The sequence below is a fragment of the Pseudomonas lopnurensis genome, assembly GCF_015070855.1.
In the GTDB taxonomy this organism is placed as follows: domain Bacteria; phylum Pseudomonadota; class Gammaproteobacteria; order Pseudomonadales; family Pseudomonadaceae; genus Stutzerimonas; species Stutzerimonas lopnurensis.
Genome location: NZ_JADDIX010000018.1, coordinates 37,993 through 50,417, shown reverse-complemented (window position 1 = coordinate 50,417; position 12,425 = coordinate 37,993). Strand labels below are relative to the sequence as shown.

Genomic DNA, 12,425 nt, shown 5'->3' with positions numbered 1-12,425 from the left:
CGGGATCAGGGACGGGCTTCGACTTCGGCTTCTACACGACGGTTGATCGCACGCCCTTCCTCGGTCGCGTTATCGGCGACGGGACGGGATTCACCGTAACCGACCGCATTCACCCGGCTGCCTTCCACGCCATACTGATCGACCAGCACTTCACGTACCGCGTTGGCGCGACGTTCGGAGAGGCGCTGGTTATAGGCATCGGTACCGATCGAGTCGGTATGGCCTTCCAGCACGGTGGAGGTCTGCCCGTACTCCTTCATGAAGTCGGCGAGGTTCTGGATGTCGGCGTAGCTGTCGGGCTTGACCACGGCGCGATCGAAGTCGAACTTGACGTCCAGCTCGACCCGCACCGGCGCGGCAGCAGGCTCCGGCTCAGGCTCAGGCACCGGCTGCACCGTCTCCACGACCGCAACGGTTTCCTCTTCCATGCCGTTTGCCCAACAATAGGCCGCCGCGACGCCGCCGCCGATCAGCGCCCCCCAACCGGTATAGGTGCTGCTTTCGATGGCCCCCAATGCGGCACCGGTCACTCCACCAACGGCGGCACAGGTAGGCCAATCCTGTTTCTGCACGCCTGCGCAACCTGCCAGGAACGTGGTCATGACAATCACGGGTACTGCTGTCCGTAAAGTACTCATCGGTTAAAACCTCCAGTGTGGAATTCAGCCAGAATCGCCCCGCACGAGAACTCCGGGCGGCTCCGGTTATTTTCAGACTAGGCCGACAAACGGCACCACGCTAGTCTTTACGCTTGAAACGAGGATTCTCGATTGACTGAAAACCCTGTAGCGCGCACGCCCCAGCAAGCCTTGGCAGCCCTGCTCGAACACCATGCGCCGTCACGCCTCCTGCACGTCGGACACAGCGAGCAACCGGCACTCGCCGCATACGCCCAATGCCATCCGGAAAGCGGTATCGATCGCGCACGAACGGCGCCGCTTCCGGAAGACCTGGCCCAACAGCGCTATGACCTGGCGATCATCGTCGACTGCCTCGAACACTTGCCCAAGCGCAGCGGCCTGGAACTGCTCGGAGGCATTCGCAACCTGAACGCCAGCCGCATGGCCGTGCTCGTCGACCTGGACGCCTGCGACTGGCAGGCCACCGACTTCTATGCGCTGGCCCTGCAGATCAGCGAACGCTTCCAGCGCGACGGACAGACCTTGACGCTATTCACCTACGACCTGCTCCAATACAAGCAGGTTCCGGACTGGCTGAACGCCAGGTTCTGGGCCAATCCCGAGATGTTCGGCAAATACTGGTGGTGAACATGACCGATCGGCAAGCGCACGAAACCAACTGCCCTTGCGGCAGCGGCGATTCCCTCGGCCAGTGCTGCGGCCGTTATCACGCCGGAACCGCGGCACCCAGCGCCGAGTTGCTGATGCGCTCGCGCTACAGCGCTTATGTGCTGGGGCTGATCGATTACCTGCAAGCCACCACGCTGCCGGCGCAGCAAGCCGCGCTGGATCTTGACGGCATGCGGCACTGGAGCCTGGAAAGCACCTGGCTGGGATTGGAAGTGGGCGAAAGCACGGTACTGGGGGGCAAGCCCGAGCATGCCCTGGTGAGCTTCACCGCCCGTTGGCACGACCAGAGCGGCGAGCACGTGCATCAGGAGCGCTCGGCCTTCGTGCAGAACGACGGACACTGGTACTTCATCGACCCGACCGTGCCCCTGAAGGCCGGGCGCAACGACCCCTGCCCTTGCGGCAGCGGTCAGAAATTCAAGAAATGTTGCGCCGCCTACGTCTGAGCCCCCTGGTCTGCGTCGAGACGCAGGCCGGAGGGCCGCATGGCCGCCGCCCTTACTTCTCGACGAAGGCGCGCTCGATCAGGTAGTGCCCCGGATCGCCCATGCGCGGCGATACCGACAGGCCGAAGCTGTCCAGCACCTGGCTGGTTTCGTCGAGCATGCTCGGGCTGCCGCAGATCATCGCGCGGTCGTCCTGCGGGTTGATCGGCGGCAGGCCGATGTCGCGGAACAGTTTGCCGCTGCGCATCAGATCGGTCAGGCGCCCCTGGTTCTCGAACGGCTCGCGGGTCACCGTGGGGTAATAGATCAGCTTTTCCTTCACCGCCTCGCCGAAGAACTCGTTCTGCGGCAGGTGTTCGGTGATGAACTGGCGATAGGCAACCTCGTTGACGTAACGAACGCCGTGCACCAGCACGACCTTCTCGAATCGCTCGTAAGTCTCCGGATCCTGGATCACGCTCATGAACGGCGCCAGCCCGGTGCCGGTGCTGAGCAGATACAGATGCTTGCCGGGCAGCAGGTCGTCGAGCACCAGGGTTCCGGTCGGCTTGCGGCTGACCATCAGTTGATCGCCTTCCTGCAGGTGCTGCAGGCGCGAGGTGAGCGGACCGTCCTGCACCTTGATGCTGAAGAATTCGAGATGTTCTTCGTAGTTCGGGCTGGCGATACTGTAGGCGCGCATCAGCGGGCGGCCTTCGACTTCCAGACCGATCATGACGAACTGGCCATTCTCGAAGCGCAAACCGGGATTGCGGGTAGTCTTGAAGCTGAACAGCGTATCGTTCCAATGGTGCACACTGAGGACACGCTCAACGTTCAGGTTACTCATGCTGCGGATTCCTCATTGAGTCGCGGCGGGCGTCGTTACGTAGCCGGCAGTTTATCGACGCCAACCATATTCGTTAATCGAATAATAAAGATATAGGTTATCGGTTATATAGATATGCATTTCACTCTTCGCCAGCTCGAAGTATTCGCCGCGATAGCTCGCCAGGAAAGCGTATCGCGCGCGGCCGAAAGCCTCTCCCTTTCGCAGTCGGCCACCAGCACCTCGCTGGCCGAACTGGAGCGCCAGTCCGGCTGCCTGTTGTTCGACCGTGCCGGCAAACGCCTGTGCCTGAACGCTCTGGGGCGACAATTACTGCCGCAGGCGGTCGCCCTGCTCGATCAGGCGCGGGCCATCGAGGACCTGCTCAACGGCAAGAGCGGCTTCGGCTCGCTGGCGGTCGGCGCGACGCTGACCATCGGCAACTACCTCGCCACCCTGCTGATCGGCAGCTTCATGCAGCGCCATCCGGAATGCCGGGTAACGCTGCATGTACAGAACACCGCGCATATCGTGCAGCAAGTCGCTCAGCATGAACTTGATCTGGGTTTGATCGAAGGCGAATGCCAGCATCCGGATCTGGAGGTCCAGCCCTGGGTCGAGGACGAGCTGGTGGTGTTCTGCGCGCCGCAGCATCCGCTGGCCCAGCGCGATTCCGTGGATCTGGACGAGCTTGCGCGCGAGGCCTGGATCCTGCGCGAACAGGGTTCCGGCACCCGCATGACCTTCGAGCAGGCCATGCGCCATCGGCCGGGCAAGCTCAATGTGCGTCTGGAACTGGAACACACCGAAGCGATCAAGCGCGCCGTGGAGTCGGGGTTGGGTATCGGCTGCATTTCAAGGCTGGCGCTGCGTGACGCCTTCCGCCGCGGCAGCCTGGTACCGGTGGCGACGCCGGCGCTGGATCTGCGCCGGCAGTTCTATTTCATCTGGCATTCGCACAAATATCAGACCGCGGCCATGCGCGAATTCGTCGAGCAATGCCGGGCAATGACTTCCGGCGTTCGGCGCAGCGACGAGATCATGCTGCCGCCGATCGCCTGAGCGCCGTCAACTGGCGGGTGCGGGTATGGAGCCCATCTGCTGCAGCAGCAGCGCCGCCTGGGTCCGGGTGCGCACGCCAAGCTTGCGGAAGATGGCGGTGACGTGCGCCTTGATGGTCGCTTCGGAAACATTCAGCTCGTAGGCGATCTGCTTGTTCAGCAGACCATCGCAGACCATCGTCAGCACCCGGAACTGTTGCGGCGTCAGGCTGGCAAGCCCGGCACTCGCGGCCCTGGCTTCATCGCTGACATTGGCCACGTCCTGAATATTGCTCGGCCACCAGACGTCGCCGTCGAGGACCGCCCGCACGGCCTCCTGGATGGTTTCCAGCGAGCTCGATTTGGGAATGAAGCCGCTGGCGCCGAACTCGCGCGAGCGCGCGACGACCGCTGCATCTTCCTGCGCCGAGATCATCACGACCGGCAACTGGGGGTACTGGCCACGCAGCAGCACCAGGCCGGAAAAGCCGTAGGCGCCGGGCATGTTCAGATCCAGCAGTACCAGATCCCAGTCGGCGCCCTGATTCAGAAAGCTTTCCAGCTCGGCGATACTGGCCGCCTCCACCAGCCGGACGTTGTCCCCCAGCCCCATGGTGAGTGCCTGCTGCAGCGCACTGCGAAACAGCGGATGATCATCGGCAATGATTATTTCGTAAGCAGCCATTGGCAGACCTGTAGTTTTTATTGGCGCTTTTCATCGGCTTGAGCAGCCGATGCCGACAAGATGACGGCAGAAACCCGACGAATTACGTCGGGAATGTCCGATGTGACGTTTCGGTCGGCAAACAGGAATATCGACTGCCGGCCACAACAAATCAAGCGGCGCAAGCATGCCCACCCACGAATAAGTGGTCAAGCGCGAAGCTTTGTAGCAAAGTCTGCGCCTTTTCCCTGACGAGCCGAAAGATGCGTAGCCAAGCCCTCCGCGCCGACTTCCTGATGCTGATCACCGCGATGATCTGGGGTACCGCCTTCGTGGCCCAGCGCATCGGCATGGACAATATCGGTCCCTTTCTCTTCACCGGCCTGCGCTTCACCCTCGGCGCGCTGGCCCTGCTGCCCTTGGTGATCTACCGCGGCCGCACCGCCGCCCGCCACGAACCCTTCCTGCAGCGCGGCTTGCTGCTCGGCGGCCTGGCCATGGGGCTGGCGCTGACCCTGGGCATCAACCTGCAGCAGGTCGGCCTGCTGTTCACCAGCGTGACCAACTCCGGCTTCATCACCGGCCTGTACGTAATCGTCGTGCCACTGCTGGGGCTCGTCATCGGCCACAGGACCGGCCTGGGCACCTGGCTCGGCGCCTTCCTCGCGGTCGCCGGCATGGCGCTGCTGAGCATCGGCGAAGGCTTTCAGGTGGCCTCCGGGGACTGGATCCAGTTGGCCGGCGCCTTCGTCTGGGGCCTGCACGTGCTGCTGGTGAGCTTCTTCGTCAGCCGCCACGATGCGATCCGCCTGGCCTTCCTGCAGTTCGCCACCTGTGCGGTGGTGAGCCTGCTGCTCGCGCTGGTCTTCGAGCAAACCGATCCGGCCAGCATCTGGCTTGCCGGGCCGGCGCTGATCTATGGCGGGCTGTTCGCGGTCGCGGTCGGCTACACGCTGCAGGTGGTGGCGCAGAAGCATGCGATCGCCTCCCATGCGGCGATCATCCTTTCCCTCGAGGCGGTGTTCGCGGCCATCGCCGGCGCGCTGTTCCTCGACGAGAGCCTCACCCCGCGCGGCTACCTGGGCTGCGTGCTCATGTTCGTCGGCATGTTGGCCGCCCAACTGTGGCCACGCAAACCGGAACCGCGGGCCGTCGAAGCCGCCAAGGCGTGAGTCACCCGCCTATGGCGCGAGTGCCGCCTGCAGCGCCCGATGTGCGGCGTTGTGCACGTCCGGCTGGCGATGGTGCTTGGCGCCGAGGTAATGCTCGGTGAACACGTCGAGCCAGGCATCCAGGGTGTTGGCCGCGTCCGTATCGCCGGCCAGATCGAGACAGAGCGCCGCGACCTCCGCGGTGCACAGGTGGTCGCTGCGGGTCGAGCGCCGCAGGAGATAACGCGACAATGCCTCCGGTTGCAGGCCGAGCACCGGCAGGCCATCCAGATAAGGGCTCTTGCGAAACATCTTGCGCGCCTCGGTCCAGGTCGCGTCGAGCAGGATGAACAGTGGACGTTTGCCCGGCACCGCTTCGACCCGCTCGACCACGCGCTGCGGCGCGGCGTATTCGCCCGGGAAGATCACCAGCGGCTGCCATTGCGGATCGGCGAGCAGCTCCAGCAGCCGCGGGTCCACCCCGGTACGCTGCCAGGTAAAGGCGAAGGTAGCGCTCACCACGTCGGCGATCAGCCAGCCGGTATTGCTCGGCTTCAGCGGCTCGATGTCGTGCATCAGCAGACAGACGCCGCAGTGGCTTTCAATCGTCGGCAACCACTGGCACAGGCAATGGCTGAACGGCACACGGCAACGCGTACAACGCGGTGCGCGCGACCCACGGGCGATGAAGGGTTTCAGGCTGCGCGCCAGGCGCTCGTCACGCAGGCGGGCTACGGCATGGGGCATGGATCGGCTCGGGTCGTTCGGAAGAAGGGTGCAGGTCGGGTCGGGCGGCGTTCCGCGGAGGTGCATGGCGCCGAAGCCCGGCTCACAGCAAAGCGCTGCCCGCTGATACCGAGGCGGCGCCCGGCACTCCGCTCGTTGGGCGTCGTGGGGACTCGGCCCACGCTACCGGCCCGCGGCGAAAATGGCAAATGAACCGTGCCCCACCCTGCCGGTCGAACAAGCGCAGTCATAAGGAGAGCGCCATGTACCGCCTGACCACCCTGCTCGCTCTGAGCCTCGCCCTTCCCGTCGCCCATGCCGCCTCGCTACAAGAGCAGCAGTTGGGCCAGCTACTCGACCAGGTCGCCCGGGAAAGCAGCGTCGGCACGCCACGGGCGATCAATGAAGACATCCTCGACCAGGGCTATACCGTCGACGGCCATGAGCTGGTCAACCACCTCAGCGTGCAGCCCCGGCATGCCGCCCAGATGCGCGACAACCCGGCAGATGTGCGCAGCCAGCTCGGCGTCAGCGTCTGCGGCAACCAGGGCCTGCGCACGTTGATGAGCCAGGGCGCCGTGCTGCGCTACGAGTTCAGCGAGTACAAATCCAACAAGCCGATCGCCACCGAGCGCTACAACGCCGCCGATTGCGGCCTGTAACGCGCCCGAGCCGGGCGCGGGAGCGCGGCTCCCGCGGCACCGGCCATCTCAGGACTCGGGGTTGCGCAGCACCTCGGGATCGCCCTTGCCGGCCACCGCCGCCGCTTCTTCACGGGTGAGCAAGGCGGTGCGTGGCACGTTGCGCAACCGCGCGCAGGCAGCCAGCACATTGGCCCAGTTGGCGCGGTTGGCGAACTGCATGCCGAACTCGTCCAGGGTGCCGCCACGGTTGCGGTAGCCGAGCGCCGAGCTTTTGCGCGCATCCGGCAGGATCGGCCAGAGGTGCCCACGCGCCACCTCGGGGCGCATGTGGGTGAGCAACACGCGCATTTCCATCTGGTCGGGGAAGAGCCGCTCCGCCACCCCATCGCTCGCCCGTGCCTCGACCTCCCAGTAGTCACGCGGCGCCCTGAAACGCCCCGGCTCCTGCAGGTAGACCAGCCGGTAGGCGCATTCGGCTTCCTTGAGCCGTTGCGCCGCGCGCAGCATCTCGCCCAGCTGATAGCTGCCGTTGGCGATCAGCAGTAGCGCCCCATCGCCCGGGTATTCATCGACGATGATCGCCCCATCGCGCGCCAGTTGCTCGGCCTGGGCCTGGTCGAAGTAGCATGGGCGATCGCGCTTGGGCATCACCAGGCAGGCCAGCTCGCCACGCGCCCGGTAGATCGACGGCAGCAGCGCCAGGGCGCTGTTGTGGTCGGCCGGGAACAACACGCGCACCATGTCGCTCATTTCCCCGAGCAGGGCTTCGCAGAAGGTGGTGTCCTGGTGCGACTGCTGGTTCTTGCCGTTTTCCCAGGTGTGGGACGTCGCGATCAGCGGCCAGCCGAGCCAACCGGCAGGCCTGCCGACTTCCTTCTGCTGCCGGGAGAAGATGATGCTCTGCCGCACCACGCCGAGCATCTTCACGCAGAACGCCTCGTAGCTGGCAACCAGGTTCAGGCCGCCCTGGTTGGCGAGGCAGGCGGACACCACGGCTTCCTCGTTGAGCGCCGTGATGACCGCGCCATCGACCGCTTCGAGTTCGCTTTCCGGATCGATCACCCGGTGCTTGAGCGCCTCGAGCACACCGCCCAGGCGATTGCTCGCCAGTTCGTCCGGGTTACCCACGCGTGGGCGCAGCGACGGGTTGGCCTGGGTCAGTTCGACGAAGAAGCGGTCGACCGCTGCCATCGGCGAGCAGGCATCGTCACGGTAATTCAGCTTCGGCATGCGCGGCTCCGCGGGCCGGCGCACCACCAGCGGATTGTCGCGCTCGAGCGGGCGCCCCTGGCGATGGCGGGCGAACAGCTCCAGCGCGGCGTCCAGTTCGTCCTGCGGTACGAACAGCCGCGCCGCATGCTCGTTGAACAGCTCGCGGGACTCGGCGTCCAGGTGCGGATTGCCCGGCAACGGCAGGTTGTGCGCGGCGTTGGTCCCCGCGCCATGGAAGCCGAAGCCCTTGACCGTCTCGGCGATGCCATAGGGAACCGGCAGCGGGTAGTTGAGGATGCCGCGCTCCTTCTCTTCGACCCGACGCTCCAGGCGCAGCTCCATCTCCCAGAGGCTGGCGACGAATGCGGCGGGGTCGCGGCCGTCGAACGGAATCGGATCGAAACCGCACTGGCTCAGGTGCTGGCGGAAATCCTCCAGCCCCTTTTCGGTCCCCAGGGACGTGCGTTGCTCGATCCGGCGACCATTGGCGATCATCACCGGCAGCGCCACGCCACAGTCCTCGGCCCGCCACCAGCGTGGAATCCAGTCGCTGCCGCGCTGTTCCTCGGCAGCGCCATCGGAGAGGAACGCCACCAGCGTCTCGCCCGGCAACGGCATGTGCGCGTACTGCAACTCGGCGAAGCCGAGATAGCCCCCTTCGGCGATGCCGCCCGCGGTATGCGGATTGACATGGCTGCCCAGCGGCGCCAGCGGGCTGCCGTCGGCGGCCAGGCGGTAACCGTAGAAATCCTGCAGCAGGCGATTGATGCCCTGTTCGCCGCCACCGTAGGCCTGCGCCTGTTCGGGATGCAGGTTGCCGGTCAGCAGGTTGAGCGCATCGACCGCCGCCACGCAGTGCCCCTGCCCCATCAGCCAGGCGCGCGTGCGGCCGGTCAGGGCGTTGAGCGCCAGATAGCCGGCGTAGGCCGGCACCATGTTCAGAGCACCGCCGGTATGCCCTTCGGGATTGCGCTTGAAATCCTCGACCTCCAGTGGCGCCCCATCCAGATGCACCTGACGTGCATAGGTCATGTGCACCACCAGCCACAGGCCGGCACTGGCGATGCGATCGACGGCCTGCAGCACCCGATAGACGCTGGCCAAATCCGACTGATGCCCTGCCTGCACCAGTTGGTGGGCCAGGCGGAACACGGCCGCCTGGGTCTCCAGCGCATGCTCGAACGGACCGAAGCCGCCCCGCCAAGCGGCGAATTCCGGCTCGGCTTGGGCATGTTGATCCAGCTCGTTGAGGCTGGGCAGTAGCTGACTCATGGGATCACTCCGTCGGTAGGCAGGTTGTGCTGAAGGGCCGCTGAGATTCCGCCCCGGCCCTTCGCATGGACAGTCCGGGTTGCCCGGAAGCGGCACCCTCTGGCATAGGCGCGCGGCTTGTGGCGCAATATCAACAAACCCTAGTCTAGGCAGAGCCCGCTACAGGCTCTCTGATATGTATCAAGACGCCAGTGCGCCCGAACGGGCAACGTGGACATCATCGTACAGACAGGAAGGCAACATGGCTTTGCTCAGTTTTCTCGGCGCTATCCAACAGGTTACCGGCTCCTGCTATCTCATAGAGACTCACAGCGGCGTAAGGGTTCTGCTCGAGTGCGGCATGCACCAGGGGCGGCGCCAGGAGGAAAGCGGCAACCGTGCGTCCTTCGCCTTTGACCCCAAGACCCTCGATGCGGTCGTGATCTCCCATGCCCATATCGATCACAGCGGCCTGTTGCCGCGCCTGGTCGCGCTCGGCTACCGCGGTCCGGTGCATTGCACCGACGCCACCGCCGAACTGCTCGAACTGATGCTGCTGGATTCGGCGCAGATCCAGGAAAAGGACGCCGAATGGGAGAACAAGTGGCGTGCGCGTATCGGCAAGCCGACGATCCAGCCGCTCTACACCCGGGTCGATGCCGAGCGCATGCTCGCCCAGCGCGCGCCGCATCGATATGGCGAAACGGTGGAAGTCGCAGCCGGGGTCAGTGTGACCTTCCACGATGCCGGCCATATCCTCGGTTCTTCCATCGTGCAGATGGACGTGCAGGACCTCGGCAGGACGCGCCGCCTGGTGTTCTCCGGCGACCTGGGCAACACCTGCTCGCCGCTGATGCATGCACCGACCGTGCTCAAGGAAGCCGACGTGGTGCTGATGGAGTCGACCTACGGCGATCGCGACCACCGCAGCCACGACGCCACGATCGAGGAGCTGGCCGACATCCTGCAACAGGCGCACCACGATGGCGGCAACGTGCTGATGCCCTCCTTCGCCGTCGGGCGCACCCAGGACCTGATCTACTACCTCGGTCGTTTCCATCGCGAAGGCCGCCTGCCGCAGCAGGCGGTATTCCTCGACAGCCCCATGGCAATCGGCGCCAACGCCATCTACTCGCACTACAAGGATCAGTTGGACCTCAACGGCATCGATCCGGCATTGAGCACAACCAGCAGCAAGCTCTACGCCGAACGCTGGCTGCCGATCCTCAAATCCACGCCGACGCCCGAGGAATCCATGATGATCAACCGCTTCAAGAGCGGGGCGATCATCATCGCCGGCAGCGGCATGTGCACCGGCGGGCGCATCCTGCATCACTTCAAGCACAACCTCTGGCGCAAGGAATGCCATCTGGTGATTCCAGGCTTCCAGGCCCGCGGCACCCTCGGGCGCGCCATCGTCGACGGGGCCAAAAGCGTCAAGCTGTTGCATCAGCGCATCGCCGTGAACGCCAAGGTCCACACGCTCGGCGGTTTTTCCGCCCACGCCGGTCAGTCGCAGTTGATCGACTGGGTCAGCCACTTCGAGAACCGCCCGGAGCTCTATCTGGTCCACGGTGAACTGGAAAAGATGCAGACCCTGCAACAGGCCATTCGCGACCGCCTCGACTGGGAAGCCCGGATACCGGAACCCGGCGATCGAATCGCGCTCTGAGTGCAAGCGAACTGCCCGCCCAAGCTAACCGGAGCCCCTGCGCTCCGGGACCAGGGCGGCCCTGGCTTGAAAGCCGTCGTCTGCCGCCTTTAGCCTGAGCGCACTCATACATGGAGACGTTGTATGTCCTTCGATCCGGACGATTACCTGTCGCGACACTTCAAGACCAGCGGCGCCGATCTCGCGAGCAAGATCGACGAACTGGTCGGCATGGTCGTAGCCGAAACCAGCCCCAACCTGCCGCTGTACCGGGAGATGCTGGTCACCGTCATGCGCATGGCCCAGGCCGATCGCAGCCGCTGGGATGCCAAGATCCTGCTGCAGACGATGCGCGAAATGGAGCACGCCTTCAGCCGCCTCGACCAGTTCAAGCGGCGCCGCAAGGTCACGGTGTTCGGCTCCGCCCGCACGCCGGTCGAACACCCCCTGTACGCCCTGGCCCGCCAGTTGGGCAAAACCCTGGCGCATTACGACTTCATGGTCATCACCGGTGCCGGCGGCGGCATCATGGCGGCCGCCCACGAGGGCGCGGGGCGCGATAACAGCCTGGGGCTCAACATCACGCTGCCCTTCGAACAACACGCCAACCCGACGGTGGACGGGACCGACAACCTGCTGTCGTTCCACTTCTTCTTCGTGCGCAAGCTGTTCTTCATCAAGGAGGCCGACGCGCTGGTGCTCTGCCCCGGTGGTTTCGGCACGCTCGACGAGGCGCTGGAAGTGCTCACGCTGATCCAGACCGGCAAGAGCCCGCTGGTGCCGGTGGTGCTGCTCGACGAACCGGGCGGTTCGTACTGGAAGGATGCGCTGCAGTTCATGCGCGGCCAACTGGAGGAAAACCGCTACATCCTGCCCAGCGACATGCGCCTGATGCGGCTGGTGGACAACGCCGAGGAAGCCGCGAAGGAGATCGCCAACTTCTACCGCAATTTCCACTCCAGCCGCTGGCTGAAGAATCGTTTCGTCCTGCGCATGAACCATCCATTGAACGATCCGGCCATGGAATACCTGAACGAGGAGTTCGCCGACCTCTGTCTGAGTGGCGCATTCGAGCAGCAAGCCTGCTGCGAGTCGGAACTGGACGAGCCCGAACTGCAGCGCCTGCCACGGCTGAGCTTCGTCTTCAATGGCCGTGACCATGGACGGCTGCGCGAGCTCACCGACTACATCAACGAACCCGGCAGCTGGGCGCCGCCGCTGGCGACCGAAGACTGATGGAAGAAGACTGGCGTTACAGTACGGCTCGAATGGCATTGGTAGTCGGTCGGGTGGCGCGGCGCTGAAAAGCTGCAGCAGGTTGGGTGGGCCGCCTGGTGTCATGTCTGGTTAGTTTGTTAACTCAGCGGGCATCATGTTGTAGCAGACGCCTGCGCGTCTTCGCCGCAGCGCTGTCGCGCAGCAAACAGGGTGCAGCCCCGAGGAAGCCGCCTGTGCACACCGCGCCCGTAGGAGACCGGGGGGACGCCGAGTCTTTGCCGGCGATCATCGGCGTTGCGGCCGA

Annotated in this window: 11 protein-coding genes and 1 pseudogene; 7 read left to right on the top strand and 5 right to left on the bottom strand. The window is 64.7% G+C overall.

The window, feature by feature from the left end; translation table 11 throughout:
* Positions 1–5 precede the first annotated feature (5 nt).
* Positions 6–365 (bottom strand): annotated as a pseudogene (locus IN820_RS22505) (OmpA family protein); the annotation flags it as partial.
* Positions 366–770: 405 nt separating this feature from the next.
* On the opposite strand from IN820_RS22505, the gene IN820_RS03710 reads away from it, so the two are divergent.
* A complete protein-coding gene (locus tag IN820_RS03710; RefSeq protein WP_193679684.1) occupies positions 771–1,268 on the top strand; it encodes a DUF6231 family protein in 498 nt (165 codons plus the stop codon).
* Between the two features lie 2 nt (positions 1,269–1,270).
* Positions 1,271–1,756 carry a YchJ family protein gene (locus tag IN820_RS03705; RefSeq protein WP_193679683.1) on the top strand — a complete coding sequence of 162 codons (486 nt, stop codon included), beginning with the start codon at positions 1,271–1,273 and terminating at the stop codon, positions 1,754–1,756.
* Between the two features lie 52 nt (positions 1,757–1,808).
* Here IN820_RS03705 and fpr read toward each other — a convergent pair whose 3' ends face one another.
* Positions 1,809–2,585: a ferredoxin-NADP reductase gene (gene fpr, locus IN820_RS03700; protein ID WP_193679682.1), complete on the bottom strand. Its 777-nt coding sequence runs from the start codon at positions 2,583–2,585 to the stop codon at positions 1,809–1,811.
* A gap of 114 nt (positions 2,586–2,699) precedes the next feature.
* Here fpr and IN820_RS03695 point away from each other — a divergent pair, with 114 nt between their 5' ends.
* A complete protein-coding gene (locus tag IN820_RS03695; protein ID WP_193679681.1) occupies positions 2,700–3,626 on the top strand; it encodes a LysR family transcriptional regulator in 927 nt (308 codons plus the stop codon).
* 6 nt (positions 3,627–3,632) lie between these two features.
* On the opposite strand, the gene erdR is transcribed toward IN820_RS03695, so the two are convergent.
* Positions 3,633–4,289, bottom strand: coding sequence for a response regulator transcription factor ErdR (gene erdR, locus IN820_RS03690; RefSeq protein ID WP_193679680.1), 657 nt, complete (start codon positions 4,287–4,289; stop codon positions 3,633–3,635).
* A gap of 242 nt (positions 4,290–4,531) precedes the next feature.
* On the opposite strand from erdR, the gene IN820_RS03685 reads away from it, so the two are divergent.
* Positions 4,532–5,440 (top strand): DMT family transporter, encoded by a 909-nt coding sequence (locus IN820_RS03685; protein WP_193679679.1) that lies wholly within the window; start codon positions 4,532–4,534, stop codon positions 5,438–5,440.
* 9 nt (positions 5,441–5,449) lie between these two features.
* Here IN820_RS03685 and IN820_RS03680 read toward each other — a convergent pair whose 3' ends face one another.
* The gene (locus IN820_RS03680; protein ID WP_193679678.1) at positions 5,450–6,166 is read right to left on the bottom strand and encodes a tRNA-uridine aminocarboxypropyltransferase; all 717 of its coding nucleotides are present in this window, start codon (positions 6,164–6,166) and stop codon (positions 5,450–5,452) included.
* 242 nt (positions 6,167–6,408) lie between these two features.
* Between IN820_RS03680 and IN820_RS03675 the strand changes: the two genes are divergently transcribed.
* Complete coding sequence (locus tag IN820_RS03675; protein WP_193679677.1) at positions 6,409–6,807, top strand: PA3611 family quorum-sensing-regulated virulence factor; 399 nt, start codon at positions 6,409–6,411, stop codon at positions 6,805–6,807.
* A 48-nt stretch (positions 6,808–6,855) separates the two neighbouring features.
* Here the strand turns inward: IN820_RS03675 and IN820_RS03670 are convergent, their stop codons facing one another.
* Entirely contained in the window at positions 6,856–9,273 is a 2,418-nt protein-coding gene (locus IN820_RS03670) for a phosphoketolase family protein (protein ID WP_193679676.1), read from the bottom strand.
* 241 nt (positions 9,274–9,514) lie between these two features.
* On the opposite strand from IN820_RS03670, the gene IN820_RS03665 reads away from it, so the two are divergent.
* Together IN820_RS03665 and IN820_RS03660 are read left to right on the top strand one after the other, a co-directional pair.
* Complete coding sequence (locus tag IN820_RS03665; protein WP_193679675.1) at positions 9,515–10,924, top strand: MBL fold metallo-hydrolase RNA specificity domain-containing protein; 1,410 nt, start codon at positions 9,515–9,517, stop codon at positions 10,922–10,924.
* 123 nt (positions 10,925–11,047) lie between these two features.
* Entirely contained in the window at positions 11,048–12,139 is a 1,092-nt protein-coding gene (locus IN820_RS03660) for an LOG family protein (protein WP_193679674.1), read from the top strand.
* Positions 12,140–12,425 lie beyond the last annotated feature (286 nt).

What these genes read in the sequence shown, in the direction of transcription:
- IN820_RS03705 (WP_193679683.1), top strand. Translation starts at nt 1,271, where the DNA reads ATGACCGATCGGCAAGCGCACGAAACCAACTGCCCTTGCGGCAGCGGC.
- fpr (WP_193679682.1), bottom strand. Translation starts at nt 2,585, where the DNA reads ATGAGTAACCTGAACGTTGAGCGTGTCCTCAGTGTGCACCATTGGAAC.
- IN820_RS03695 (WP_193679681.1), top strand. Translation starts at nt 2,700, where the DNA reads ATGCATTTCACTCTTCGCCAGCTCGAAGTATTCGCCGCGATAGCTCGC.
- erdR (WP_193679680.1), bottom strand. Translation starts at nt 4,289, where the DNA reads ATGGCTGCTTACGAAATAATCATTGCCGATGATCATCCGCTGTTTCGC.
- IN820_RS03685 (WP_193679679.1), top strand. Translation starts at nt 4,532, where the DNA reads ATGCGTAGCCAAGCCCTCCGCGCCGACTTCCTGATGCTGATCACCGCG.
- IN820_RS03680 (WP_193679678.1), bottom strand. Translation starts at nt 6,166, where the DNA reads ATGCCCCATGCCGTAGCCCGCCTGCGTGACGAGCGCCTGGCGCGCAGC.
- IN820_RS03675 (WP_193679677.1), top strand. Translation starts at nt 6,409, where the DNA reads ATGTACCGCCTGACCACCCTGCTCGCTCTGAGCCTCGCCCTTCCCGTC.
- IN820_RS03670 (WP_193679676.1), bottom strand. Translation starts at nt 9,273, where the DNA reads ATGAGTCAGCTACTGCCCAGCCTCAACGAGCTGGATCAACATGCCCAA.
- IN820_RS03665 (WP_193679675.1), top strand. Translation starts at nt 9,515, where the DNA reads ATGGCTTTGCTCAGTTTTCTCGGCGCTATCCAACAGGTTACCGGCTCC.
- IN820_RS03660 (WP_193679674.1), top strand. Translation starts at nt 11,048, where the DNA reads ATGTCCTTCGATCCGGACGATTACCTGTCGCGACACTTCAAGACCAGC.